Genomic DNA, 24,307 nt, shown 5'->3' with positions numbered 1-24,307 from the left:
CCTTCTGTCAGCCCCTGCCCCCCGGCGACTTCCGGGGGCGCAGCGCGGCCAGGGCGTAGTCCACCACCGTGTCCGCGTAGGACTCGGAGAGCGGCGCGGTGCGCAAGAGCCAACGGTGGAACAGCGGGCCGAAGAACAGCTCCACGGCGACGTCCAGGTCCACGTCCCGGGCCACCTGCCCCGCCTTCTGCGCCGCGCGCAGCCGCTCCTTGGTGACCTCCAGGTTCGGCCGCAGCAGCGTGTCCACGAACTGCTTCGCCAGCGTCGGGTCCATCTGCGACTCCGCGGTGAGCGCGCGCGAGGGCACCTCGAAGCGCGGTGAGCCCAGCTCGGCGACGGTGGCCCGAATCACGCCCTTCAGGTCCGCCACCACGTCGCCCGTGTCCGGCAGCGGCGCGACGTCCCCGATGAGCGCGGCGAAGGCGTCCAGCACCAGCGCGCCCTTGGTCGGCCACCAGCGATAGATGGTCTGCTTGCCCACCCCCGCCCGCGCGGCGATGGCCTCGATGGTCAGCCGCGTGTAGCCCTGCTCCCCCACCAGCTCCACCACCGCCTTCAGGATGGCCTGGTGCGAGCGCTCACTGCGCCGCCCCGTGTCCGGCGTCTTCGCCTCACTCATGGGGCACACGCTAGCGGGGCGGTGGCGATACGCAACGTCTCGTCTTGACAACAAGCACCCCGGGCCTCATGGTGGCCAAACGAGACGGACCGTCTCGTCTCAATCCAGGAGCCCTTCCATGAAGCGACGCGCCCATATCGCGATGGTCAGCATCCCCGCGCACGGCCATGTGAACCCGAGCCTGGAGGTCTTGCGAGAGCTGGTGGCCCGGGGCCATCGCGTGAGCTACGCCAACGACGCCTCCTTCGCGGAGCCCATCGAACAGACGGGCGCGAAGCTGGTGCCCTATCCGTCGACGCTGCCGCGAGAAGGCGTCGCGGACCGGCAGTGGCCGGAGGACACGATTGGTCAGCTGGAGGTGTTCCTGAAGGACGCGAAGGAGCAGTTGCCCAGGCTGCGCGCGGCCTGGGAGCAGGACCGGCCGGACCTGTTCCTCTACGACATCGCGGGCTACACGGCGCGCATCCTCGCGGAGAACTGGGGGAAGCCCGCCCTCCAGCTCTCCCCCACGTTCGTCGCGTGGGAGGGCTACACCGAGGAGATGGCGCCGATGATGGAGGCGCTGCGCGCGGCCCCGGGTGGCGCGGACTACTACCGTCGCTTCTCCGAGTGGCTGAGGGACTGCGGCGTGGCGGAGACGGACTCCACGCTGTTCGTCGGTCTGCCGCCGCGCTCGCTCGTGCTCATCCCGCGCGCGATGCAGCCGAACGCGGACCGCGTGGACACGCGGCGCTTCACCTTCGTGGGACCGTGTCTGGACGAGCAGCGCGCCCACCAGGGGACGTGGAGCAGGCCCGCGCACGCGAAGAAGGTGCTGCTCATCTCGCTGGGGTCCACGTTCACGAACCAGCCCGCGTTCTATCGCCAGTGCATGGCGGCGTTCGGAGATTTGCCCGACTGGCACGTGGTGCTGAACATCGGTCGACATGTCCAGCGCTCGGAGCTGGGGGAGGTCCCCGCCCACTTCGAGGTGCACGCGTGGTTGCCGCAGCTCTCGGTGTTGAAGCAGTCGGATGTCTTCTTCACCCACGCGGGCATGGGCAGCACGCAGGAGGGGCTGTGGTGCGGCAAGCCGATGCTGGCCGTGCCCCAGGCCACCGACCAGTTCGCCAACGCGGACCGCATCGTCGAGCTGGGCCTCGGCTTGCGGCTGGACACGGAGCAGGCCACCGCGGCGGCGCTGCGCGAGGCGTTCCAGCGACTCACCACGGAGCCCCGCTTCGCCGAGCGGGCCGCCGCGATTCAGCGTGAGCTTCGCGACGAGGGAGGGGCGAAGCGCGCCGCGGACCTCATCGAGCAGGCGCTCGGTGGGTGAGGCGCGACGTGCTCCACCGGGCGTCGCCGTGACTCCCGACACGCGCGACGACGAGTCGTGGCAGACTTGTGGGCATGGACGCGCGGGACATCCATCCGAAGTGGGTCGTGAACCTGGTGGATGAGCCGCGGGAGCTGTACCTGTGGCTCGGCTGGTCCTCGCTGGCGGAGCTGCTCGAGGCGATGACCGAGCTGTCGACGACCCCCAACACCTACTTCCGCTTCACCTTCTCGGAGAGCACCCTCGCGAGCCTGGGTGAGCTGCTCGCGCGCGTCGAGGACTGTCATGCGACGCCGGAGCCCTACCGGGCCCACCCTCGTCAGCTCAGCGTCGAGCGGCTCGCCAGCGCGGCGAACGAGGTCCACCAGCAGGCACAGCGTCTCCAGGACAAGCTGGCCGAGCCCGGTTTCGCTCACTCGCTCGCGCTCCAGAAGGTGTTGGCTCCACGAGCCTTCCTCGATGCGTGGGCGACGATTCTCCGCCAGCTCGGCTCGGGGGGAGACGGCCCGCGACCTCCTCTCCTGGGCTGCACGGGTGACGTGGACGTGTCGCTCGAATGGGGGTGGTAGCCTCCTGCGCCACCGCCATGGAAAGCAACGCACCGTCCTCCGCGCAGCCGCTCGCCAGTGACAAGCCCGGGCTGTTCGCGCGCTTCGCTCCTGGCATCCTCGTCGCCGCCACGGGTGTCGGCGCTGGAGACCTGCTCACCGCCAGCCTCGGAGGCTCCGCGGTGGGTGTGTCCATCTTGTGGGCCGCCGCCGTGGGCTCGGTGCTCAAGGGCTTCCTCAACGAGGGCGTGGCCCGCTGGCAGCTCGCCACCGGGACCACCGTGCTGGAGGGCTGGGCCCGCCTGGGCGCGGGCCTGCGCTACGTCTTCTTCATCTACCTGCTCGGCTGGAGCTTCTTCACCGGTGGCGCCCTCATCTCCGCGTGCGGCGCGGCGGGGGACGCGCTGTGGCCCCTGGCCAGTGACCCGGAGACGTCGCGCCGGATGTGGGGCGTGATTCATTCGTTGGTGGGCCTGGCGCTCGTGGGCCTGGGCGGCTTCCGGCTCTTCGAGAAGCTGATGGCCGCCTGCATCGCGTTGATGTTCGGCGCGGTGCTCTTCACCGCGCTCGCCTCGGAGCCGGACTGGGCCGCCGCCGCGCGCGGACTCGTCGTCCCCTCGCTGCCGGACCAGGGCGCGCCCTGGGTGCTGGGGCTGCTGGGCGGCGTGGGCGGCACGGTGACGATGCTCTCCTACGGCTACTGGATTCGGGAGAAGGGGCGCGAGGGCCCGCGCGGTCTGCGCATCTGTCAGACGGACCTGGCCGTGGGCTACGCGCTCACCGGGATGTTCGGCGCCGCCATGGTCATCATCGGCTCGACGCTCCAGTTGGAGGGCACGGGCCTGCGGGTCGCCACCGTGCTCGCGACGCGGCTGGAGGCCATCATCGGGCCGGTGGGCTACTGGGTGTTCCTGGCCGGCTTCTGGGGCGCCGTGTTCTCCAGCCTGCTGGGCGTCTGGGAGGGCGTCCCCTACCTCTTCGCGGACTTCCTGCGCATCCAGCGCAGAGAGGCCCGGGGCCTCGTGGATCTGCGGACGACGCGCGCGTGGAAGCTGTATCTGGTGGCGCTCTCGCTCGTGCCCCTGCCCATGCTCTGGGCGCCGCTGCAGCGCGCACAGCTCGCGTATGCCGTGGTGGGGGCGCTGTTCATGCCACTGCTCGCCGCCACCCTTTTGTGGATGAACAACCGGCGGGACTGGGTGGGCTCGCTGCGCAACGGCTGGCTCGTCAACGCCGCGCTCGTCGCCACGCTGGTGCTGTTCGTCATCGTAGGGTTTGACGAAGCGGTCGACGCGCTGCGCAAACTGAGGATCCGCTGAGAGCGGTGCGCGCGGCGGGACACTGGAATGAACGAGGGTTCGGGCTCCGGTGTCGAAGCGCACGGATGTGCACTTACGGTCTTTGTATCGCGCGGCCTCCAGGCGGGCGGGCGACAGCCCATCCCCCGAGCATGACGCTCGGAGTAGGCTTTCGAACGCGGATGGTGGATCTTCCACGCCCCGGGAGGGACACATGAAGCGCTGGAGCATGGTGCTGGCAGTGGCGGCGATGAGCGTGGGTTGCCAGAACGGCAAGAAAGAGGACCGCGGCACACGGGCGCAGGTCCGCAAGACGGGGCCCGCGACGATGGAGGTCATCCCCTCGGCCGGACAGCTTCCGTACTGCATGCTCTACACGGTGTCGGAGAAGGGCGTCATCCGTCAGCTCACGCTGACGCGGGAGAACCGCTCCATCCGCTGCGACGCGAACAAGCCCGTCGCCAACACCAGCTTCCGCGTCCCGACACAGGAGGGGAAGGTCAAGGTCTACATCTTCTTCTCCGACGAGCGCATCCCCGCGGGCCCCGTCGCGCAGCAGCTCTACGACCTGCGCGGACAGGACCGCATCAGCGCCATGGACCTGCGGCTGCCGGGACGCGTGTTCGTGGAGACGATGGACTTCGTCCCGGAGGAAGGCACCGCGGAGATCACCGGCGCGGTGGTGGGCACCCACGGCGAGGTGACGGACTCGGGCTCCGGCGCCGCGCCGGACCAGGACCTGGGCGCCACGGTGCTCGGCGACGGAGGCACCGCAGGCGCACAGCCGGCGGCCGCGGACGAAGGGACCTGAGCCCGGCACCGAGGAGGACGCGAGACCTCCTCGACGCGTGTCGCGCGTGTCACACCGCCTGAGCGCCACGCGAGCCGGACGCAGACCGGCTCGGCGCGTATCGCTCACGTCGAGCCACACGGGCGCCTGGGCACATCACCCGAGGAGGACGCGAGACCTCCTCGAGTCACCTCCCCTGAATCACCAGGCCTCGCGGGCCATGGCCAACAGGTCGGCCTCCGTCACCTTGCGCGGGTTGCTCAGGTGCGAGGCGTCCAGGAAGCCCTTCTGCGCGATGAGCGGCAGGTCCTCCTCACGCACGCCCACGTCCCGCAGCCGCGCGGGGATGCCGATGGCCGCGTTGAGCTTGCGCACCTGCTCGATGGCGTTGCTCGCGAGCACCTCCTCGCGCGCGTTGGACGTATCGCCCATCGCCACCGCCACGCGGGCCAGCCTGGCCGTGCTCGCCGCGCGGTTGAACTCCATCACCACCGGCAGCACCACCGCGTTGGCCAGGCCGTGGTGCACGCCGGAGATGGGCGTCAGCGCATGCGCCAGCGCGTGACACGCGCCCAGGCCCTTCTGGAAGGCCATGGCCCCCTGCATCGCGGCCACCATCATGTCCGTGCGCGCCGCCAGGTTCGTCCCCTCGCGCACCGCCGTCACCAGCGAGCGGCTCACGCGGTGGATGCCGTCGATGGCCACCGCGTCCGCCAGCGGGTGGAAGCCCTGCGACAGGTACGCCTCCAGGCAGTGCGTGAAGGCGTCCATGCCCGTGGCCGCGGTGACCCCCGGAGGCAGCCCCAGCGTCAGCTCCGGGTCCACGATGGCGGCGCCCGGCAGCAGGTGCGGACTGAAGATGACCGTCTTGCGCCCCGTGTCCTCCAGCGTCACCACGCCCGAGCGCCCCACCTCCGAGCCCGTGCCCGCGGTGGTGGGAATGGCGATGAGCGGCGGCAGGTCGTCCTTCACGTACTGGTCGCCGCCCTTGGCGTCGTCGTAGCGGCTGAGCGGCGGCTCGTGCGTGGTGAGCAGTTGCACCAGCTTGCCCGCGTCCAGCGCGCTGCCTCCACCCAGGGCGATGAGCCCGTCGCAGTCGTTCTTCCGGTAGACCTCCAGGCCCGCGAAGACGTCCTTCTCCGTGGGGTTGGGCTCCACCTTGTCGAAGACCGCGCACGGCAGGCCCGCCGTCTTGAGCACCTCCAGCACGCGGGAGACCAGGCCCGCCTTCACCACGCCCGCGTCCGTCACCAGCAGCGGGCGCTTCATCTTCAGCCGCTGCGCCTGGGCGGGCAGCCGCTGGAGGGCCCCCGCGCCGAGGACGATGCGGGTGGGCCACGCCATCTCGGTGACACGGGGCTCGGTGGGGATGTCGAACGGCTTCATCTCGGGTTCCTCCCTCGGGCTCATCAGATGAGCTCCAGGTAGCGCTCCAGCTCCCAGTTGGTGACGGCGCGCTCGTACTGGCGCACCTCCCATTCGCGCGTGCGCACGAAGTGGTCCACGAAGCCCTCGCCCAGCAGCTCCCGGGCGCGCTCGCTCTGCGTCAGCAGCGTCACCGCGTCCTTGAGGTTGCGCGGCAGGGGCGCGGCCTCGTGGGACGCGTACGCGTTGGCGTTGCACGCGGGTGGCGGCTCGATTTCGTTCTCGATGCCCCACAGGCCCGCGGCCAGGCTCACCGCCATGCCGATGTACGCGTTCATGTCCGCGCCCAGCTGGCGGTACTCGATGCGCATCGCCTTGGCGCTCTCGCCGATGACGCGCACCGCGCAGGTGCGGTTCTCCAGGCCCCACGCCGCGGTGGTGGGCGCCCAGGTGTTCTCCACGCTGCGCTTGTAGCTGTTGATGGTGGGCCAGTAGAGCGCCGTCAGCTCCGGCATCAGGGCAATCTGCCCGCCGATGTAGTGCCGCATCAGCCGGCTCATCCCGTGCGGCGCGCCCTCTTCATGGAAGAGGTTGCGCTCACCCTTCGGGTCCCACAGCGACTGGTGCACGTGCCCCGAGCAGCCCGGCAGCTTCGCGTTCACCTTCGCCATGAAGCACGCGGACAGGCCCTGGCGCGCGCACAGCTCCTTCACCACCGTCTTGAAGAGCGCCGCCTTGTCCGCCGAGCGCTCCACGTCGTCATACCGGATGGCCGCCTCGAACACGCCGGGGCCCGTCTCCGTGTGGAAGCCCTCGATGTCCAGCCCGAAGCCGTTGCATCCGTCGATGAGCGAGTGCACCAGCGGCGCGTTGAGCGACGTGCGCAGCCACGAGTAGCCGAACATGCCCGGCGTCAGCGGCGTCAGCTCCTGGAAGCCCTTCTCCCGGAGCGTGTGCGGCTGCTCCTTGAAGATGAAGAACTCGTACTCGGCGCCGAAGCGCGGCAGGTAGCCCTGCTCCCGCGCACGCGCCGCGACCTTCTGCAGCAGCTGCCGCGGGCTCGCCTCGAACGGGGTGCCGTCCGGGTTGACGAAGTCCAGCAGGAACGCCGCGGTGTCCGGCTCCCACGGAATCATCCGCCCCGTGGACAGGTCCACCGTGGCGTGCGCGTCCGGGTAGCCGGTGTGCCAGCCCGTCACCTGCGTGTTGTCGAGCAGTTCGTCGCTCAAGTCCCAGCCGAAGACGACGTCACAGAAGCCCAGCCCGCTCTTGGCGGCGCTGAGGAACTTGTCCACGGAGATGTACTTGCCGCGCCAGACGCCATCGATGTCGACGGCGCCGACCTTCACCTTCTTCGCGCCGCGCTCGTCCAGCCAGCGCCGCATCGAGTCCGCGCCACCCGAGTCCCGGGGCACGGCGGCGCCGCGCACCGGCCCCCCGCGCTCCTTCGCGCGAGCCCTGCGAGCCACGGCCGGGTGCGTGAGTACCTTCGCCTTGGAACGGGTCGGCATCGGGACCTTCCTTCGTGGGGTGAGGGAATGCTCAGGTGTCCGTGGGCAGCTTCGTCCACACCGCCTTCGTCTGGAGGTAGCCCTCCAGCGCGTGGTGCGACAGGTCACGGCCCCAGCCGGACTCCTTGTAGCCGCCGAACGGCGCGGCATCGTCGAACTCGTTGAAGCAGTTGATCCACACCACGCCGCTCTTCACCTTGCGAGCCAGCGCGTGTGCCTTCGCCACGTCGCGCGTCCACAGCGACGCGGCCAGCCCGTAGAGCGTGCCGTTGGCCAGCTCCAGCGCCTGCGCGTCGTCCTTGAAGCGCATGCACGCGAGCACCGGGCCGAAGATCTCCTCCTGGGCGATCTTCATGTCCGGCTTCACGTCGCCGAAGACGGTGGGCTTCATGAAGCAGCCCTTCGCCTTGGCGCTCTCCGTGTCGCGCTCGCCGCCCGCGAGCAGCCGCGCGCCCTGCTGACGCCCGCTCTCCACGTAGCCCAGGATGGTGTCGAGCTGCTTCTGGCTCACCTGCGCGCCCATCTCCGTGGACGGGTCCAGCGGGTCACCCACGCGCAGCTTCTTCGCGCGCTCGGCGAGCCGGCCCACGAACTCGTCGTAGACGCTGTCCTGCACCAGCACGCGGCTGCCCGCGTTGCACGTCTCACCCTTGTTGCCGAAGATGCCCCAGAAGCACGCCTCCACCGCGCGGTCCATGTCGGCGTCGGCGAAGACGACCTGGGGGCTCTTGCCGCCCAACTCCAGCGTCAGCTTCTTCAGGTTGCTGCCCGCCGAGGCCTGCATCAGCCGGCGCGCGGTGCGCCCCGAGCCGGTGAACGAAATCTTGTCCACGTCCGGGTGGCGCGCGAGCGCCTCGCCCGCGGGGTCTCCGTAGCCGGGCACCACGTTGAGCACGCCGGGCGGGAAGCCCGCCTCCAGCGCGAGCGCGCCCAGCTTCATCGCCGTGAGCGGCGTCATCTCGGAGGGCTTCACCACCACGGTGCAGCCGGCGGCGAGCGCGGGGCCCAGCTTCCAGCACAGGATGCACGTGGGATAGTTCCAGGGGACAATCAGGCCCGCCACGCCCACCGGCTCCTTGAGCACGTAGGTGTGGAAGGGCCCGTCGACCGGCAGCACCTCGCCATGCACCTTGTCCGCCCAGTCCGCGAAGTACGCGAGCGTGCCGGCGCCCGGCGCCACGTCCCCACGGATGGCGTCGCGGAACGTCTTGCCGTTGTTGAGCGACTCGACGAGCGCGAACTCCTCGCGCCGCTGCCAGAGCAGGTCGGAGAGCTTTCGGATGAGCTTGCCGCGCTCACGGGCGGACATCTTGCTCCACGGGCCGGACTCGAACGCGCGCCGGGCGGCCTTCACCGCGCGGTCCACGTCCGCCGCGGTGGCGCTCGGCACGTCGCACACCTTCTCACCCGTGGCGGGGTTCACCACCGGGAAGGTGCCCCCTTCGATGGGGTCCACACCCTGTCCGTCGATGAGCAGCTGCAGGACGGGAAGCCGTGGGGAGAGGGAGCGTGCATCAATCATGGGGATTCCTCGGGGCGCACGGGGGCGTTCCAGACGGATTGGCCAGGAGCGAACACAGGTGGCACGACAGGGTAGGAATGACGTCCAGACGCGGCAACCTGCGGCGGTGAAGAACGTCTTGTTGCTGAAAGCCGGCGAGGCGGCCGTGTCCGTGCGCCTCAGTGTGGGTGATTACGAGCAGTGGTTCCTGCGCACCATTGGACTGGAGGGTCATCGCTTCGACATCCTCCCCGTGCACCGCGACGCGCCGCTTCCCCGCGACGCGCGCGCGTATGACGCGGTGATGATGACGGGCTCACCGCTGTCGGTGACGAAGCTGGAGCCCTGGATGGAGCGCGCCGCGGACTTCATGCTGAGCGCCGCCGAGGCGGGCACGCCGGTGCTCGGCGTGTGCTTCGGTCACCAGCTGCTCGCGCATGCGTACGGCGGACAGGTGGCGCGCAATCCGCGCGGCCGGGAGACGGGCACCGTGCAGGTGCGCCTCACCGAGGAGGGACGCCGGGACGCGCTGTTCGACGGCGTGCCGGAGCTCTTCGCCACCCAGGCCACGCACGAGGACATCGTCACGTGCATGCCCGAGGGCGCGCGGGTGCTCGCGGGCAACGACAACACGGCCACGCAGGCGCTCGCCTTCCGCCCCAAGGTCCGGGGCGTGCAGTTCCACCCGGAGGCGAGCCCCGAGGCGCTGCGCGCCGTCATCGACGCCCGGCGCGACGGGCTGGAGAAGGAGGCGCTGGCGCGAGGGCGCGTGCCCGGCGAGGAGGTGCCGAGGCTGCTGGCGGGCCTTGCTCCCACTCCCTTCGGGCGCCGAATCCTGATGAACTTCCTGGAGCGCTTCACCTGACCCGCTTCCCGAGGCCTCCCTTGCCGCGCATCCTCCTGTCCTTCCTGCTCGCCCTCCTCGTCACCTCCTGCTCGGATGGGAACCCGTGCGACCAGGCGCCCCGCTGTGACGAGGGGGAGGCGCTCAACTGTGAGACGGCCTGCACCGTGGGCCCCTGCTCCACCGGCCCCGTCTTCCAGCAGTGCGACCGGGGCGCCACGTGCACCGTCGTCGCCGGAGACCGGAGCGACGCGCGCTTCTATCGCTCACGGGCCGTGTGCGCGCTGAGCCTGACGGCGTGTGACCCGGCGACGGCGCCCGAGCCGGTGTGCGAGGACGGGCGCTTCGTCACCGGCTGCGGCGCGCACCGCCGGGACATCCGGGTCTTCTGCTCGCAGTCGGCGCTGTACTTCGACCAGGTGCCCGCCTGCTGCATCACCGGCCCCGGGGATGGTGGCACGGACGCGGGGACGGGGGATGGTGGGATTCCCGACGCGGGCCCGGGAGGCGCGGACGCGGGACGTTGAGCAGATAGCGTTCGCGGTTCGCGAGCGCCCCGCACCGCCTGCATCGGGTGGCGGGAATCCACAGGTTGAGCCCGGACGGCGCCTCGCGCGTCGCTCGGGTGCGCCATGAAACGTTTCCTGCCGCGCTATCGCCGGTGGAGCCGCCGGCTCAAGAGCCTCATCGGCCAGCTCCACCTGGACGCGGACGCCAACCGCATCGTCCGGAGGACGGACTTCGCCCACTGCCCCAGGCCCGTGCTGCTGCTCTATGGCTTCTTCAGCACGCGCCGGGTGTTCGAGGTCCTCGAGCAGCGGCTGCGGCGCGAGGGCTACGCCGTGTGGTCCATCCACCTGGGCGGCGCGCTGGACCGCTTCAACACGCACGGCATCGACGCGCTCGCCGAGAAGGTGCGCGAGAAGGTGGAGCGCATGTACGCGCGCTACCCGCACATGGGGCCCTTGAGCATCATCGGCCACTCGAAGGGCGGCCTCATCGGCACGTACTACGTGAAGCGCCTGGGTGGAGACCAACGGGTGCAGAACCTCGTGACGCTGGGCACGCCGCACCAGGGCTGCCCCCTGGCGTACCTGGGCTGCGCGACGCTCGGCTGGTTCAGCCGCAGCATGTGGCAGCTCACGCCCGTGTCCCCCTTCCTGCGCCAGCTCTCCACCGGCGCGTTCCCCCGGAACGTGCGGGTGACGTCGCTCTACTCACGCACGGACGAGGTGACGCCGTGGACCTCCGCGCGTCTGAAGGTCGACGGGCAGCCCAATGTCTTCAACCACGAGCTGCCCGACGCGGGCCATGGGGAGCTGCTCACGCGCAAGTCCGTCTACCAGGTCATCCGGCGCGAGCTGGCCGCGGGGTATGGCGAGCACGCCCCGGCGCTGCGCGCGCTGCCGCCCTCCGCCTCTTGAGGTAGAGAGGGGACATGCCCTCGCGGTGGGACCATCTCTTCGACCTGAAGCCCGTCACCCTCCTGGAGCACCTGGTGGAGGAGGTGGCGAAGCTGCTCGCGCAGGACCTGCAGCGCTGGCCGCCGCCGGTGCAGGAGGTGGACCTGGACACCGGAGGCCACTTCGCGCCCCTGTTCACCGAGCCCCGTCCCCGCCCCTCCCCCGCCGTCTACACGGAGGCCCTGCGGCTGACGCGCTGGGAGCTGTCCCACGAGACGGACGCGTATGACGACTACATGCGCCACCAGCGCTACCTGGAGCGCGGCCTGGGCCCCGACGACAGGCTGGCCCTGCTGTTCCTGTCGCGCTGGCTGACGGAGCAGATGCACGGGCTGGGCGAGGCCACCGAGGGGCGGGTGAAGCGCAAGCACATGCACGAGTGCCTGGACCGGCTGGAGCGGAAGCTCCGCCTCCAGCAGCCCTCCGCCTGAGCAGCCCCGCCGGTTGGACCGGGGATGGGGGAAACTTTCCGTCACCCCGGCACCCGGGCGAGCCCCTGCTTGGGGCACGAACGAGAACGTGGGCGAGCGGGCCTTGTCAGCGCGCGGGCGGTGCCATAAGCCCGAGACATGTCGCCGCAGCCCGTGGACTCTCCGCCTCCGACGCCCATCGTCGACCGTCGCCATCGCCTGTGGGTGCTGGGGGCCCTGTGGCTCGTGGTGGCCCTGGTCCTGGTGACGTTCCGCTCGGTGGTGATGCCCTTCGCGGGCGCGGCGCTCATCGCCTATCTGGTGCAGCCGCTGGTGTCGCGAATCACGCGGGTGAAGGTGGCCGGGCGGCAGGTGCCGCACTGGGTGGCCATCCTGCTCATCTACGCGGGCTTCTTCGTCGGCGTGTACCTGTTCTTCGTCGCGCTGGTGCCCCAGCTGTACCGGGAGATGGCGCGCGTGAGCCGCGACCTCATGGCGCTGGCCAACACGCTGACGCCCGAGCAGGTGCAGGTGCTCGCGCAGCGCGCGGAGACGTGGCTGAGTGCCCAGGGCATCCCCGTGGCGCTGTCCAACCGCGCGCTGGAGGGCGCGGACGCGGCCGGCGCGGGGCAGTTCAGCCTGGCGTTGGATTTGGAGCAGCTCATGGGGGACGCGGTGAAGCGCGTGGCGTCCCTGGTGCAGGAGAACCTGGGCGACATCGTCAACGTGTCGCGCCGCATCGTCGCCAGCGTGGCCGCGGGCGTCTTCATGCTGTTCTTCATCCTGATGGTGGCGGCCTTCTTCTCCATCGACGGGCAGGCCATCCGCCGCTACTGCGGCACGCTGGTGCCTCCCGAGTACGCGCAGGACGCGCGGCAGCTCGCCGAGCGCCTGGACCGCTCGCTGTCCGGCGTGGTGCGCGGCCAGGTCACCATCTGCGTCGTCAACGGCGCGCTGACCTTCGTGGGGCTCCTGCTCTTCGGCGTGAAGTTCGCGTTCCTGCTGGCGACCATCGCCACGTTCTTCAGCCTCATCCCCATCTTCGGCACCATCCTGAGCTCGGTGCCCATCGTCCTCATCGCGCTGGCGGACGGCTTCCAGAAGGGCGTGGCCATCCTCTTGTGGATCATCGGCATCCACGCGGTGGAGGCGTACTTCCTCAACCCGAAAATCATGGGCCAGGCCGCGCGCATCCACCCGGTCATCGTGGCCTTCTCGCTCATCGCGGGCGAGCGGCTCTTCGGCCTCATCGGCGCGCTCTTCGCGGTGCCCATCACCGCCATCCTCGTGGCGTGCTTCGACTACGCGCGCCTCAAGGCGCAGCCCCAGGCTGTGGTGACGCTGCCGGGCGCCGAGCCGCAGCCGGCCGTCGCCACCCCGGGGCAGCAGACGCCCGCGGCCTGAGGAAGAGGCACGGCCTCACTGACAGGCGGCGGCGCAGCGGTCTCCGCGGCAGATGGGCATGCAGCGCCCGCAGTCGATGGAGCCCTCGGGGCAGCCGCTGGTGCAGCTCACGCCGCGGCAGTTGGGCCCCTCGTCCGCGTGCGTGACGGCCGTTCCCAGCCCGCAGCACGCGTCCGCGACGCAATCGTCGTCTGTGTAACAGGTGCGGCTGGACAGCACCGGCGGCGGGTCCAGCAGTGGCCCCAGGGGGTCCACATCGCATCCCACGGTTCCGAGTGTCACCCCCACGAGGAGGGGAAGCAGGCGGACGAGCATGGGACCCAACATGGGTCCTCCCCGGGCCAATGGCTACCTCTAGCGGTTCATCGAGCCGAGGAAGTCGGCGTTCGTCGCCGTCGGGCGCATGTGCTTGAGCACGAACTCCATCGCGTCGATGGGGGTGAACGGGTGCAGCACCTGGCGCAGCGCGGTGATGCGGACCAGGTCTCCGGGCCCCAGCAGCAGCTCCTCCTTGCGCGTGCCGGACTTGTTGATGTCCAGCGTGGGGAAGATGCGCTTCTCCATCAGCTTGCGGTCCAGGACGATTTCGGAGTTACCCGTGCCCTTGAACTCCTCGAAGATGACCTCGTCCATGCGGCTGCCGGTGTCGATGAGCGCGGTGCCGATGATGGTCAGCGAGCCGCCCTCCTCGATGTTGCGCGCGGCGCCGAAGAAGCGCTTGGGCTTGTGGAGCGCGTTGGCGTCCACGCCGCCGGAGAGGATCTTGCCGGACGCGGGCACCACCGTGTTGTAGGCGCGCGCGAGCCGCGTGATCGAATCCAGCAGGATGCAGACGTCGTACTTCTGCTCGACCAGGCGCTTGGCCTTGTCGATGACCATCTCCGCCACCTGCACGTGGCGCGTGGCGGGCTCGTCGAAGGTGGAGGAGACCACCTCGCCGCGCACGCTGCGCTCCATGTCCGTGACTTCCTCGGGGCGCTCGTCCACGAGCAGCACGATGAGGTAGACGTCCGGGTGGTTGCGGCTGATGGCGTGCGCGATGTTCTGCAGCAGCACCGTCTTGCCGGCCTTGGGGGGCGCCACGATGAGGCAACGCTGGCCCAGGCCGATGGGGCAGAACATGTCGATGATGCGCGTGGTCATCTCCGACGACTCGTGCTCGAGCTTGAGCTTGCGCGTCGGATACAGCGGCGTGAGGTTGTCGAACAGGATGCGCTCGCGCGCCGCGTCCGACATCGGGTCCGTGAAGTTGACCTTGTCCACCTTCTGGAGCGCGAAGAAGCGCTCGCCCTCGCGGGGCTGGCGGATGGGGCCCGTCACCGTGTCGCCGGGCCGCAGGTTGAAGCGGCGCACCTGCGACGGGGACACGTAGATGTCGTCCGGGCTGGGCTGGTAGTCGCTGTCCGCGCTGCGCAGGAAGCCGAAGCCGTCGCTGAGCAGCTCCATCACGCCCTCGGCGTGGACCTCGAAGCGCTTGTCCGCGATGCCACCCAGGAGCGCGAAGATGAGGTCCTGCTTCTTCAGCCCCTGGTAGTTCTCGATGCCCACGTCGTGGGCCATCCGGGACAGGTCCGTGATCTTCATCCGCTTCAGGTCATTGAGCTTGATGACCTGCATGGGAGCGCCGTCGCGGCTGACCTCCGTGATGGTCGGGGCCTCGGGGGCCTCCGGCGGGGGCGGCAGCGTGGCCGCGGGGGACTCGTCCTCACCGGAGATGCGCGCCTCCTGGAGGTCGTCGTCGCGGACCGGACGGGAGATCGGCGTCAGCACGGGGCGGGGCGGCTCGGCGCTCGCCTCGGCGGCGTCGCCCTCCGCCTCGGTGCCCGTGTCCTCGTCACGGCGAGGGGCGCGGCGCGAACGGGACGGCTTCTCGGCTTCCTCCCTGTCGGCGGTCTTCGCCGCCGCGCGCTTGCGACGGGGCTTGTCGTCGGCCTCGACTGGAACAGCGACGTCGGCGGCCTTCTCTCTCGAAGTACGGGCTTTGCGCATGGCTGGGAACGCTTGGGGAGGTGTGGGGTGCCCGAGGACTCGGACGCTCGATTGCCGGGGGAGATGTCCGCTCGGCCTCGGAAGCACCTTCTCCAGTGAGGAGCGACCCTTACCGGAATCCCTGGAGGGGACTGCGCGGGCGCGGGCCGATTGGTTTTGGGGAAGAGATGGCGCCGTCGAAATTCCTGCGCCAGTGAACCGCCGAGGGACGTTATTGACCCCCTCCAGGCCTGTCAAGGCATCTTGAGGGCCACCCTCCGGACTCTTCCTGATGAGCAACATGAGCCCGGCGGCGGACATTTCCCACCCGCCACGGGGCGTCGTGGCTCCCCACGCCAGGACCCGACGAGTCTCTTCGCTGGGGGTGGGCCCGCGCGGGCAGGACTGACGCCCCCCACCCCGCCCCGCACGAGGGGCATCACGCGGGCGCGCCTCACCGCCGGCATGAGGCGGGGCCTACGTGGCGGGGCGTGTGGCCCCGTGCACGCGGGGGACATGGCGGGAGGCAGTCGACGCGATGTCGGGGTGTCGCTCTAGATTGCGCGCCATGGACACGCCCTCACGCGGGGGCGTTTTGGGGTAAGGACCGCCCACCGTGGACGACTTCCAGAAAGCCGAAGCCCGAGCCCGCGAGCTCCGTCGTGAGCTGGCCCACCACAACCACCGCTACTACGTGCTCGACTCGCCGGAGATCAGCGACATCCAGTACGACACGCTGATGCGCGAGCTGCAGGGGCTGGAGGAGCAGCACCCCACCCTGCAGACGCCGGACTCGCCCACCCAGCGCGTGGGCGGCCAGGCCGCGGACGAGTTCGGCCAGGTGGTCCACCGCGTCCCCATGCTGTCGCTCGCCAACCTCTTCGAGGACGAGGGGCTGGTGGAGTTCGACGAGCGCATCCGCAAGCTGCTCGGCATCCCCGCCGTCCACTACGTCTGCGAGCCCAAGCTGGACGGGCTGGCGATCGCCCTGCGCTTCGAGAAGGGCCTCTTCGTGCAGGGCGCCACCCGCGGCGACGGCACCACGGGCGAGGACGTGACGGGCAACCTGCGCACCATCCGCAGCCTGCCCATGGAGCTCTTCCCCCAGGACGGGGTGAAGGTGCCCGAGGTGCTGGAGGTGCGCGGCGAGGTCTTCATCCGCAAGGCGGACTTCCAGAAGCTCAACGAGAAGCGCGAGGAGGAGGGCGAGCCGCTCTTCGCCAACCCGCGCAACGCGGCCGCCGGCAGCCTGCGCCAGCTGGACCCGAAGGAGACCGCGCAGCGTCCGCTCTCCGTCTACCTCTACGAGTGTGTCCCCACCGAGGGCGTGCCCGCCTTCAAGACGCACATCGAGAAGCTCGAGTACCTGAAGTCGCTGGGCCTGCCCATCAACCGCTACGTGCGCGCGGCGGGCATCGACGGGGTGCGCGCCGCCTATGACGCGTCCCTCAAGGGCCGCCACGAGCTGCCCTTCGAGGTGGACGGCATGGTGGTGAAGGTGGACGACGAGGACCAGCGCAAGCGCCTGGGCCAGGTCTCCAAGAGCCCGCGCTGGGCGGTGGCGTACAAGTTCCCGCCCGAGGAGGAGTCCACGCTGGTGCAGGACATCGGCATCCAGGTGGGCCGCACCGGCGCCCTCACGCCCGTGGCACACCTGAAGCCCGTGAAGGTGGGCGGCGTCACCGTGGCGCGCGCCACGCTGCACAACGAGGACGAGCTGCGGCGCAAGGACGTGCGCAAGGGCGACACCGTCTTCGTGCGCCGCGCGGGGGACGTGATTCCGGAGATCGTCTCCACGGTGCTCTCCAAGCGCCCCGAGGACTCCAGGCCCTTCGAGTTCCCCAAGCACTGCCCGGTGTGCGGCGCGGTGGCGGTGAAGGACGAGGACGGCGCCGTCATCCGGTGCACCGGCGCGTCCTGCCCCGCGCAGCTGGTGGAGAAGATCCGCCACTTCGCCAGCCGCATCGCCATGGACATCGAGGGCCTGGGCGACAAGCTGGCCGCGCAGCTGGTGGCCACCGGCACCGTGAAGACGTTCGCGGACCTGTACGCGCTCACCAAGCCCAAGCTGATGACGCTCGAGCGCATGGGCGACAAGAGCGCGGAGAACCTGCTGGCCTCCATCGAGCGCTCCAAGACGACCACCCAGCGCCGCTTCCTCTACGCGCTGGGCATCCGCCACGTGGGGGACGCCACCGCCAAGGCGCTCGCGGAGGCCTTCCCCCAGGTCAAGCAGCTCTTCGACGCGTCCCTGGAGGACGTCTCCCGCGTCAAGGACGTGGGCGCGGTCATGGCGCAGGTCATCCACACCTTCTTCCAGGAGCCCCAGAACCGCGAGGCCATCCTCGCGCTGCTCAACGCCGGGGTCGCACCCGCCCCGCCCCAGGTGGCCACGGGAGGCCCGTTCATTGGTAAGACGGTGGTGCTCACCGGCTCGATGACGGGTATGACGCGGGAGCAGGCGAAGGAGGAGGTCGAGCGGCGGGGTGGGAAGGTCGCCGGAAGTGTCTCGCGCAAGACCGATTTCGTGGTGGCCGGCGACGATGCGGGCAGCAAGCTGAAGAAGGCCCAGGAACTCGGGGTAAGAATCCTGGATGAGGAAGCGTTCCTCGGGCTGTTGCGAGCGGACGCCTAGAGGGTGAGGCATTCGGTTCATGAGCGGTTCCAGGCGGGTGTCCCTGCGCATCCAGGGCAAGGTGCAGGGCGTCTTCTTCCGGGAGAGCGCCCGCGTGGAGGCCTCGCGGCTGGGGCTGTCGGGCTGGGTGAGGAACCGCTCGGAGGGCTCGGTGGAGGCGGTGGCGGAGGGAGAGCCTGAGATGCTGGAGGAGTTCATCCGGTGGTGTCACCGAGGTCCCGAGCAGGCGCGCGTCACCGGCGTCGAGCGCACGGACGGCGAGGCCACCGGCGAGTACCGTCACTTCATCGTGGAGCGCACATCATGACGCCCTACGCGCTGGCATCCCTGCCGGCCATGCTGGGCATCCGGGCCGGGTCCAAGGTCTCCGTCATCAACCCGCCGCGCGGCTTCGTGCAGAAGCTCAATCCGCTGCCGGACGGGGTGGAGTTCCTCATCACCGCGCAGACGGGCCTGGATGTCATCCTCTTCTTCTCCCAGGACGCGACGGAGCTGGTGCAGCGGCTGCCCGCCCTGGCGCGCGCCATGGCCCTCACCGGGGGCATCTGGGTCTGCTGGCCCGGCGGCGAGGGCGTCAAGACGACCCTCTCCGAGGACTTCGTGCGCCAGGCGGCGCTCGACATCGGCCTGGTGGACAACAAAATCTGCACCATCGACGCCACCTGGACGGGCCTGAGGCTGGTGCGCAGGCCCCGCGGGCGGCTGGACAAGCCCGAGGGCCGCAAGCAGGCCCCCGCCCAGGCCTGAGACCTGCCAGGGAGGCACCCGGCATCTGCCCGACAGTGGATGGATGCCGTTTCTCGGCTTTACACGTGTGCCGGGGGCGTGAAAAACTCCCCGTGTTTCTGGGCGCTTGTGTGACGCTCCGCATTGGCGAAGGTCACGCCCAGTCTTGAATTTTTGACGGGTTGCGTTCCCGGATACCTCCGGGCGCGTCGGCTGCGCCGGGGCTCCAAGTCGCCCCCCCAAGGTGACCCACTGCAGGGCACCGACCGGGTGTGGAAGGAAGGAGCGGGCGGCACGCGCGTGGTGGAGGACCTCGAACGCGGTTGAAGACAAGGCTCCGCCCGGCAGGGTGCCGGTGGCAAAGCGGAGCAATTGAACTCGGAGGAGCAGGCGGTGGTCCCCTTGGCCCTCGACAGCGTGACGTGTGCCGTTCCCGGACAGACCGGGGAGGACGTCCTGACTGGAGGGCCTCCGGAGGCCGCCTCTCCTTTCGCAGCGTGCACGCAGGCGCGGCGTCTTGCCGCCTCCCGTCCGGTGAGGTCCGCCCTACCGCGCGCGCGTCCAGGATTCGTCCATGAGCAGCATCCTCGTCATCAACGCCGCGGGTCGGGAGACCCGCGTGGCGCTCGTCGAGAACGGGCACATCGCGGAGTTCTATCTCGAGCGTAAGAAGGACAAGGGCGTCGTCGGCAACATCTACAAGGGTCGCGTGGTCCGGGTGCTGCCCGGCATGCAGGCGGCCTTCGTGGACATCGGCCTGGAGAAGGCCGCGTTCCTCTACGTCAGCGACGTCGTCTACGACCCGGACTTCGCCCGGGCGCAGTTCGAGCTGACCGAGGGCGAGCACGAGGACGCGCCCGACGTTCCCACCGAGTCCGAGGCCGAGGCCGCCGAGGCCGCCGCCCGGAACGGGGGTCCGCAGCACCACCACCCCGTGGAGCACGCGGCGGAGGCGGAGGTCGAGGAGCTGTCGGCCGAGGCTCCCGCGCACCTCGAGGGCCTGCCGAAGGACACCCGCCTGGAGCTGGCGGCGAACGCGCCGTCGGTGGAGGTGGCTTCCGGGACGGAGTCCGCCGTGGCCGAGGCCGCGCCGACGACGTCCGAGGCCGCGCCGTCCGCCAGCGAGCCTTCCGTGACGGTGGTGGCCAGCGAGGTGTCGGTGTCCGTGGAGGGCGCGACGGCCTCGGTGGAGACCGCGTCCGTGGCAGTGGCGGTGCAGGAGGTCCCCTCCCCCGCGTCGGAGTCGGCCGAGGCCGCGTCCCAGGCGCCGGTGTCCGAGGACGGTGTGGCGGCGGCGCAGCAGCAGCCCGAGCCGCCGCCGGCCGCGGCCACCGCGCTGAGCGAGCTGATTCCGCCGCCCGCCGGTGAGGAGGGCGCGCTGGCCGTGGCCCGTCCCGCCGAGGTCTCCGGTGAGCGCCGCACGCCGCGCGAGGCCCGGGAGGCGCGCGAGCCGCGCGGCCGGGAGAAGGAGAAGGACAAGGGCCGTCACAAGCAGGACGAGAAGCGCCGCGACAAGCGCGATGACGACGGCAACGGCAAGGAGAAGGTCAAGCAGCGCCGGACGGACAAGATCGAGGACTTGCTCAAGGTGGGCCAGGAGGTGGTGGTCCAGATTTCCAAGGACCCCATCGGAACCAAGGGCGCGCGGCTCACCTCGCACATCTCGATTCCGGGCCGTCAGCTGGTGTTCATGCCCACGGTGGACCACGTGGGCATCAGCCGCCGCATCTCCAACGAGAAGGAGCGCCGGCGGCTGCGAGAAATCGTGGACCGGCTGCGTCCGCCCGGCACGGGCTTCATCGTGCGCACGGTGGCGGAGAACGTTCCGCAGGAGAAGCTCGAGAGCGACATCCGGTTCCTCATCGAGGTGTGGAACCAGGTGGTGCGCAAGAACGAGAAGCGGGGCGGCCCCGGTCTGTTGCATCCGGACCTGGACCTCATCCTGCGCGCCACGCGCGACTTGTTCGCGCACGACGTGGAGAAGCTCGTCGTCGACGACCGCGAGGAGTACGAGCGCATCCTGGGCTTCGTGACGGCGCAGGACCCGGCGCTGCGCGACCGGGTGGCGCTGCACGAGGGCGACGACACCGTCTTCGACGCGTACGGCATCGAGCAGGAGCTGCAGCGGGCCACCCAGCGCAAGGTGTGGCTGAAGAGCGGCGGCTACCTCATCATCGACCAGGCCGAGGCGCTCACGGCCATCGACGTCAACTCGGGACGCTACGTCGGCAAGAAGAGCCTCGAGGAGACCATCACCAAGATCAACGTCGAGGCGGCCAAGGAGATTGTGTACCAGCTCCGGCTGCGCAACATCGGCGGCATCATCATCTGCGACTTCATCGACATGGAGAAGGCGCAGAACCGGGACAAGGTCTTCAAGGCGCTGCAGGAGGCACTGGGGCGCGACAAGGCGAAGACCAACGTGCTGCGCATCTCCGAGCTGGGCCTGGTGGAGATGACGCGCAAGCGCGTGCGCGAGTCCATCGGCCGGGTGCTGCACGAGGACTGCCCGTACTGCGACGGCAACGGCTTCGTGAAGACGGCGACGACGGTGGCGTACGAGATCTTCCGGGAGATTCGCCGGGAGGCGCCGGGCTACAAGGACTCCACGCTGGTCATCAACTGCAACGCGGAGGTCGCGCGCCTGCTCCAGGGCGAGGAGCGCAACGAGCTGCGGCACCTGATGGACCGCTACAACAAGTCCATCCAGGTCAAGGCGCAGCAGAACTACCACCGCGAGCAGTACGACATCTACGGTCGCTCGGCGACGGGCCCCGAGCACAAGGTGGCCTCGTCCCCGGGCTCGGGTGACGGCGAGCTGGCGATGCAGCAGCGCAAGCCGGACAGCGGCGGCTTCGGGCGGCAGGACCAGAACCGCCGGGGCGGTGGTGGCGGCAGGGATCGCGACAGGGACCGGGGTGGCGGCGGTGGTGGTGGCGGCGGAGACCGGCGCGATGACCGCCGTGACGGCCGTCGTCCGGACCGTGGCGGAGACCGTCCTCGCGGTGAGCGCGGTGACCGGGGCGAGCGCGGTGAGCGTGGTGACCGGGCCGGTGAGCGTGGTGGCGGTGAGCGCGGTGACCGGGGCGGTGAGCGCGGTGAGCGTGGTGGCGGCGAGCGTGGTGACCGGGGCGGTGAGCGCGGCGACCGGGGTGGTGAGCGCAACGAGCGCGGTGAGCGTGCCGACCGTGGCGGTGAGCGCGGCGAACGCGGTGAGCGTGGTGACCGCGGCCCACGGGGCGAGCGCGGCGAACGCGGTGACCGTCCTCGCGGCGAACAAGGCGGCGAGCGCGGTGACCGGGGCGGCGAGCGTGGCGAGCGCGGTGGCAACCAGGGCTCCGCGGGAGGCAACGGCGGCGAGAGCAGTGGTGGCTCGACGCCTCCGGCATCGGGCCAGGGTGGCTCGGAGCCGTCGGGCGGTAGCTCGACCTGATTCCGCGAGGTGAGGCGGGGCGGCGCTTAGGTGACCGCCCTTCTCACCCAGGCATCAGCCATCCCATGGAAGCCAAGTGGAGTGGGCTCCGTAGTGGCCCACTTCCTCACCCTCGGGATTGGAACGGCAGCACCCTCCTCTGGCATCACGGACTGGAACTGCCGCCCCTTCATGGGTGCGAAGTGGTCTGGGCCCGGTGCCAGGTCCGGACCGCTGGGAGGGGCCAGCCATCAGGCTCCGCGTCACCCCAATCCTCGGCCAGGAGCCGGAAGAATCGCGCTTGTGGGAGCAGGCACCGTCGAATCACGCATGACGTCCCGTGACGGATGCGCGCGCCTCCCTCTTCTCAACGATGAGGCCTGCGTCCGGCCCTGGCTCGCACGAGGCCTCCTGGATGTCGGTCAATGTGCCGCGACAGGCGCCTATCCACGGGAGGTGGGCTGGCCCTGGAGGTACAGGTTTGGCTAGCCTTGCGACTCCATGTCGCGGAGCGTCGTCGGCTCCCGGTCTGCTTCCGCCCCGGATGACACCCACCTCCGCTCCACTCCAGCACCCTCACCATCCACCGTGCCACCGCGCGGTGCGCCAGCGCATGGGCAGGAGCGCCTGAGGTTGGCCACGCCCTCGACTCCAGCGTCGTGGTGGCGGAGCACGCGCGAGCGTGCCCGTGACTGGGCGCTGCGCGTCTGGGAACCCGTGCAGGGAACCCAGGTGGGCCGCTTCGCGACCGACACGTTCCTCGCCGCGAGGACCGTGGCCCAGGGCTTTCGCGGAGAGAACCTCCGACTCCGCGCCGCCGCGCTCACCTACATCAGCATGTTCTCGCTGGTGCCGCTGCTGACGGTGGGCCTCGTCCTGCTCAACGCGTTCCACCAGGACCGCTTCGAGGAGCGGCTGCGCTTCGTCGTGAGGGAGATGCTCGCCCCCGGCGTCCAGGAGAAGTCCGCCGCGGTGCTCAACCAGCTCCTCGAGCAGAGCAACTCCGTGGCCATCGGCAGCGTCGGCTTCCTGGCCATCCTCCTGTCCGCGGGCTCCCTGTTGCGCCACATCGACGGCGCGGTGAACGAGCTGTGGGGCATCCGCCGCCAGCGCCCCTGGGGCACCCGGTTGCTCATCTACTCGGGCCTGCTCCTGTTGGGCCCCGTCTTCCTCGCGGCCTCGCTCACCGGGACGCGGGCCGTGCGCGGCGTCCTCCAGAGCCTGCCCTTCGCCAGCGTCCTCATCGCGCTCGGCACCACCCTCATCGCCGTGGTGGGCCTGACGCTGCTCTACTTCTGGACCCCCTACGCCCATGTCCGGGTCCGCTCCGCCCTGGCGGGGGGGCTCGTCGCGGGCCTGGGTTGGATCCTGGCCAAGTCGGTGTACGCCGAGTTCGCCGCGCGCAGCTTCCGCTACAACCTGCTCTACGCCTCGCTGAGCGCCCTGCCCCTCTTCCTCGCCTGGGTCTACGTCAGCTGGCTCGTGCTCCTCTTTGGAGCGCGGCTCGCCTACGCCGTCGAGCACACCGCCTTCCGCGACTCCCTCTTCGCCTTCGGCACCCACCCACGCGCCCATGAGCTGGTCGCCTCGCGCATCGCCCAGGAGACGACGCTGACGTGGGTGGACGGAGGTCCAGCTCCCACGCCCCGGGTGCTGGCGACCCGGCTTCGCGTCCCCGAATCGCTCGTCCACGAGGTGGTCGACCGCATGGTCACCGCCGGCCTCCTGGAGCGCCTGCGCCGGGGGGGCTTGAGGCCCGCCAGGGACCCCGCCTCCCTCACCCTGGCCGACACCACCCTCGCCGTGCACGGGGTGATGATCTCCGGCGGGGCGGACACCTGGGATGGCCCCAAGGCCACCGGCTTCGAGCAGGTGGAGCACTTCTTCCAGGAGGCGGACTGCCTCGGCGTCGAGCGCCTGCGACGCACGCGCTGGACGGACCTGGTGGCGCCCCTGCGGCCTGAAGTCGCCCAGGAGGCCCCCTCGGAGCCCCCCCGAATGGCAGCCAGCGGAAATCCGTAAAGTTTCTAGGTGGTTGGGAGTCCACCCTGCTTGCAGTGCCGGCGCGTTCTGTTATGTTTTCCTGATTCGACCACGGGCCAGAGTGCCCTGTTGCGAAGGGGTCACCGGGTTTGCGGGAGCGTCCGATGCTCAAGTCCGATCTGATCAACATCCTCGTGGCCAAGCGGGGCGTGACGCAGAAGCAGGCTGAGGCCACCATCGAGACGATTTTCGAGTCGATGAAGGATGCCCTCTGTCGCGGCGAGAACATCGAGATTCGCGGCCTCGGTGCCTTCCACGTGAAGAACTACCAGGGCTACCAGGGTCGCAACCCGAAGACGGGCCAGGTCATCCCGGTGAAGCCCAAGCGGGGCCTGCTCTTCCGCACGGGCAAGGAGCTGCGCGACAGGGTCAACCGCCCCGCCCCCCAGCAGGCCCAGGCGGACCTGGCGTCCCCCGAGAGCAAGGGCCCCGGCAGCACCGGCACCGGCCTCTGA

The 24,307-nt window shown here is 70.1% G+C and carries 21 protein-coding genes; 15 read left to right on the top strand and 6 right to left on the bottom strand.

Features of this window, described 5'->3' with window-relative positions; translation table 11 throughout:
- Nucleotides 1-7: 7 nt before the first annotated feature.
- On the bottom strand, nucleotides 8-619 hold the full coding sequence (locus K8625_RS03555; protein WP_223748258.1) for a TetR/AcrR family transcriptional regulator: 612 nt from the start codon (nucleotides 617-619) through the stop codon (nucleotides 8-10).
- Nucleotides 620-737: 118 nt separating this feature from the next.
- Here K8625_RS03555 and K8625_RS03550 point away from each other — a divergent pair, with 118 nt between their 5' ends.
- The 4 genes from K8625_RS03550 to K8625_RS03535 all read left to right on the top strand — a co-directional run bounded on the left by K8625_RS03550 (nucleotide 738) and on the right by K8625_RS03535 (nucleotide 4,591).
- On the top strand, nucleotides 738-1,934 hold the full coding sequence (locus K8625_RS03550) for a macrolide family glycosyltransferase (RefSeq protein WP_223781825.1): 1,197 nt from the start codon (nucleotides 738-740) through the stop codon (nucleotides 1,932-1,934).
- Nucleotides 1,935-2,008: 74 nt separating this feature from the next.
- Nucleotides 2,009-2,503 carry a hypothetical protein gene (locus K8625_RS03545; protein WP_223748256.1) on the top strand — a complete coding sequence of 165 codons (495 nt, stop codon included), beginning with the start codon at nucleotides 2,009-2,011 and terminating at the stop codon, nucleotides 2,501-2,503.
- A 17-nt stretch (nucleotides 2,504-2,520) separates the two neighbouring features.
- Nucleotides 2,521-3,801: an Nramp family divalent metal transporter gene (locus K8625_RS03540; protein ID WP_223781824.1), complete on the top strand. Its 1,281-nt coding sequence runs from the start codon at nucleotides 2,521-2,523 to the stop codon at nucleotides 3,799-3,801.
- A gap of 193 nt (nucleotides 3,802-3,994) precedes the next feature.
- On the top strand, nucleotides 3,995-4,591 hold the full coding sequence (locus tag K8625_RS03535; RefSeq protein ID WP_223748254.1) for a hypothetical protein: 597 nt from the start codon (nucleotides 3,995-3,997) through the stop codon (nucleotides 4,589-4,591).
- A 180-nt stretch (nucleotides 4,592-4,771) separates the two neighbouring features.
- Here K8625_RS03535 and K8625_RS03530 read toward each other — a convergent pair whose 3' ends face one another.
- From K8625_RS03530 to K8625_RS03520, 3 genes are read right to left on the bottom strand one after another with little or no spacing between them, the layout of a single operon-like run.
- Complete coding sequence (locus K8625_RS03530) at nucleotides 4,772-5,956, bottom strand: iron-containing alcohol dehydrogenase (RefSeq protein WP_141325637.1); 1,185 nt, start codon at nucleotides 5,954-5,956, stop codon at nucleotides 4,772-4,774.
- A gap of 23 nt (nucleotides 5,957-5,979) precedes the next feature.
- Nucleotides 5,980-7,446 carry a glutamine synthetase family protein gene (locus K8625_RS03525; RefSeq protein WP_223781823.1) on the bottom strand — a complete coding sequence of 489 codons (1,467 nt, stop codon included), beginning with the start codon at nucleotides 7,444-7,446 and terminating at the stop codon, nucleotides 5,980-5,982.
- 31 nt (nucleotides 7,447-7,477) lie between these two features.
- Nucleotides 7,478-8,968, bottom strand: coding sequence for an aldehyde dehydrogenase family protein (locus K8625_RS03520; RefSeq protein WP_223748252.1), 1,491 nt, complete (start codon nucleotides 8,966-8,968; stop codon nucleotides 7,478-7,480).
- 106 nt (nucleotides 8,969-9,074) lie between these two features.
- Here K8625_RS03520 and K8625_RS03515 point away from each other — a divergent pair, with 106 nt between their 5' ends.
- From K8625_RS03515 to K8625_RS03495, 5 genes are all read left to right on the top strand, one after another.
- Complete coding sequence (locus K8625_RS03515; RefSeq protein ID WP_223782055.1) at nucleotides 9,075-9,812, top strand: glutamine amidotransferase; 738 nt, start codon at nucleotides 9,075-9,077, stop codon at nucleotides 9,810-9,812.
- 20 nt (nucleotides 9,813-9,832) lie between these two features.
- Complete coding sequence (locus K8625_RS03510) at nucleotides 9,833-10,318, top strand: hypothetical protein (RefSeq protein ID WP_223748251.1); 486 nt, start codon at nucleotides 9,833-9,835, stop codon at nucleotides 10,316-10,318.
- A gap of 105 nt (nucleotides 10,319-10,423) precedes the next feature.
- Entirely contained in the window at nucleotides 10,424-11,215 is a 792-nt protein-coding gene (locus K8625_RS03505) for an alpha/beta fold hydrolase (protein ID WP_223781822.1), read from the top strand.
- Nucleotides 11,216-11,229: 14 nt separating this feature from the next.
- Nucleotides 11,230-11,685: a hypothetical protein gene (locus K8625_RS03500; RefSeq protein WP_046715531.1), complete on the top strand. Its 456-nt coding sequence runs from the start codon at nucleotides 11,230-11,232 to the stop codon at nucleotides 11,683-11,685.
- Between the two features lie 138 nt (nucleotides 11,686-11,823).
- Nucleotides 11,824-13,068, top strand: coding sequence for an AI-2E family transporter (locus K8625_RS03495; protein ID WP_223748248.1), 1,245 nt, complete (start codon nucleotides 11,824-11,826; stop codon nucleotides 13,066-13,068).
- A gap of 15 nt (nucleotides 13,069-13,083) precedes the next feature.
- Here the strand turns inward: K8625_RS03495 and K8625_RS03490 are convergent, their stop codons facing one another.
- Together K8625_RS03490 and rho are read right to left on the bottom strand one after the other, a co-directional pair.
- Nucleotides 13,084-13,395 carry a hypothetical protein gene (locus K8625_RS03490; protein WP_046715533.1) on the bottom strand — a complete coding sequence of 104 codons (312 nt, stop codon included), beginning with the start codon at nucleotides 13,393-13,395 and terminating at the stop codon, nucleotides 13,084-13,086.
- A gap of 27 nt (nucleotides 13,396-13,422) precedes the next feature.
- A complete protein-coding gene (gene rho, locus K8625_RS03485; protein ID WP_223781821.1) occupies nucleotides 13,423-15,057 on the bottom strand; it encodes a transcription termination factor Rho in 1,635 nt (544 codons plus the stop codon).
- A 595-nt stretch (nucleotides 15,058-15,652) separates the two neighbouring features.
- Here rho and ligA point away from each other — a divergent pair.
- The 6 genes from ligA to K8625_RS03455 all read left to right on the top strand — a co-directional run bounded on the left by ligA (nucleotide 15,653) and on the right by K8625_RS03455 (nucleotide 24,307).
- Complete coding sequence (gene ligA / locus K8625_RS03480; RefSeq protein ID WP_223781820.1) at nucleotides 15,653-17,671, top strand: NAD-dependent DNA ligase LigA; 2,019 nt, start codon at nucleotides 15,653-15,655, stop codon at nucleotides 17,669-17,671.
- Nucleotides 17,672-17,690: 19 nt separating this feature from the next.
- On the top strand, nucleotides 17,691-17,978 hold the full coding sequence (locus K8625_RS03475; protein ID WP_223748245.1) for an acylphosphatase: 288 nt from the start codon (nucleotides 17,691-17,693) through the stop codon (nucleotides 17,976-17,978).
- Nucleotides 17,975-18,418, top strand: a complete 444-nt coding sequence (locus tag K8625_RS03470) for a DUF3052 family protein (RefSeq protein WP_046715536.1) — start codon at nucleotides 17,975-17,977, stop codon at nucleotides 18,416-18,418. Before K8625_RS03475 ends, K8625_RS03470 begins: the two co-directional genes overlap by 4 nt.
- 553 nt (nucleotides 18,419-18,971) lie before the next feature.
- Nucleotides 18,972-21,830 carry an Rne/Rng family ribonuclease gene (locus K8625_RS03465; protein ID WP_223781819.1) on the top strand — a complete coding sequence of 953 codons (2,859 nt, stop codon included), beginning with the start codon at nucleotides 18,972-18,974 and terminating at the stop codon, nucleotides 21,828-21,830.
- Between the two features lie 612 nt (nucleotides 21,831-22,442).
- A complete protein-coding gene (locus tag K8625_RS03460) occupies nucleotides 22,443-23,831 on the top strand; it encodes a YhjD/YihY/BrkB family envelope integrity protein (RefSeq protein ID WP_370640359.1) in 1,389 nt (462 codons plus the stop codon).
- Nucleotides 23,832-23,956: 125 nt separating this feature from the next.
- Nucleotides 23,957-24,307, top strand: a complete 351-nt coding sequence (locus K8625_RS03455) for an HU family DNA-binding protein (protein ID WP_046715538.1) — start codon at nucleotides 23,957-23,959, stop codon at nucleotides 24,305-24,307.

The organism is Myxococcus sp. AS-1-15, from assembly GCF_020037055.1.
Taxonomy (GTDB): Bacteria; Myxococcota; Myxococcia; order Myxococcales; family Myxococcaceae; genus Myxococcus; species Myxococcus fulvus.
Note: the sequence above shows the minus strand (reverse complement) of the source record. Positions and strands in the feature narration are given on the sequence as shown.

Bases quoted from the DNA above. Each gene is read 5' to 3' on its own strand.
- K8625_RS03555 (WP_223748258.1), bottom strand. From the start codon at position 619: ATGAGTGAGGCGAAGACGCCGGACACGGGGCGGCGCAGTGAGCGCTCG.
- K8625_RS03550 (WP_223781825.1), top strand. From the start codon at position 738: ATGAAGCGACGCGCCCATATCGCGATGGTCAGCATCCCCGCGCACGGC.
- K8625_RS03545 (WP_223748256.1), top strand. From the start codon at position 2,009: ATGGACGCGCGGGACATCCATCCGAAGTGGGTCGTGAACCTGGTGGAT.
- K8625_RS03540 (WP_223781824.1), top strand. From the start codon at position 2,521: ATGGAAAGCAACGCACCGTCCTCCGCGCAGCCGCTCGCCAGTGACAAG.
- K8625_RS03535 (WP_223748254.1), top strand. From the start codon at position 3,995: ATGAAGCGCTGGAGCATGGTGCTGGCAGTGGCGGCGATGAGCGTGGGT.
- K8625_RS03530 (WP_141325637.1), bottom strand. From the start codon at position 5,956: ATGAAGCCGTTCGACATCCCCACCGAGCCCCGTGTCACCGAGATGGCG.
- K8625_RS03525 (WP_223781823.1), bottom strand. From the start codon at position 7,446: ATGCCGACCCGTTCCAAGGCGAAGGTACTCACGCACCCGGCCGTGGCT.
- K8625_RS03520 (WP_223748252.1), bottom strand. From the start codon at position 8,968: ATGATTGATGCACGCTCCCTCTCCCCACGGCTTCCCGTCCTGCAGCTG.
- K8625_RS03505 (WP_223781822.1), top strand. From the start codon at position 10,424: ATGAAACGTTTCCTGCCGCGCTATCGCCGGTGGAGCCGCCGGCTCAAG.
- K8625_RS03500 (WP_046715531.1), top strand. From the start codon at position 11,230: ATGCCCTCGCGGTGGGACCATCTCTTCGACCTGAAGCCCGTCACCCTC.
- K8625_RS03495 (WP_223748248.1), top strand. From the start codon at position 11,824: ATGTCGCCGCAGCCCGTGGACTCTCCGCCTCCGACGCCCATCGTCGAC.
- K8625_RS03490 (WP_046715533.1), bottom strand. From the start codon at position 13,395: ATGTTGGGTCCCATGCTCGTCCGCCTGCTTCCCCTCCTCGTGGGGGTG.
- rho (WP_223781821.1), bottom strand. From the start codon at position 15,057: ATGCGCAAAGCCCGTACTTCGAGAGAGAAGGCCGCCGACGTCGCTGTT.
- K8625_RS03475 (WP_223748245.1), top strand. From the start codon at position 17,691: ATGAGCGGTTCCAGGCGGGTGTCCCTGCGCATCCAGGGCAAGGTGCAG.
- K8625_RS03470 (WP_046715536.1), top strand. From the start codon at position 17,975: ATGACGCCCTACGCGCTGGCATCCCTGCCGGCCATGCTGGGCATCCGG.
- K8625_RS03465 (WP_223781819.1), top strand. From the start codon at position 18,972: ATGAGCAGCATCCTCGTCATCAACGCCGCGGGTCGGGAGACCCGCGTG.
- K8625_RS03455 (WP_046715538.1), top strand. From the start codon at position 23,957: ATGCTCAAGTCCGATCTGATCAACATCCTCGTGGCCAAGCGGGGCGTG.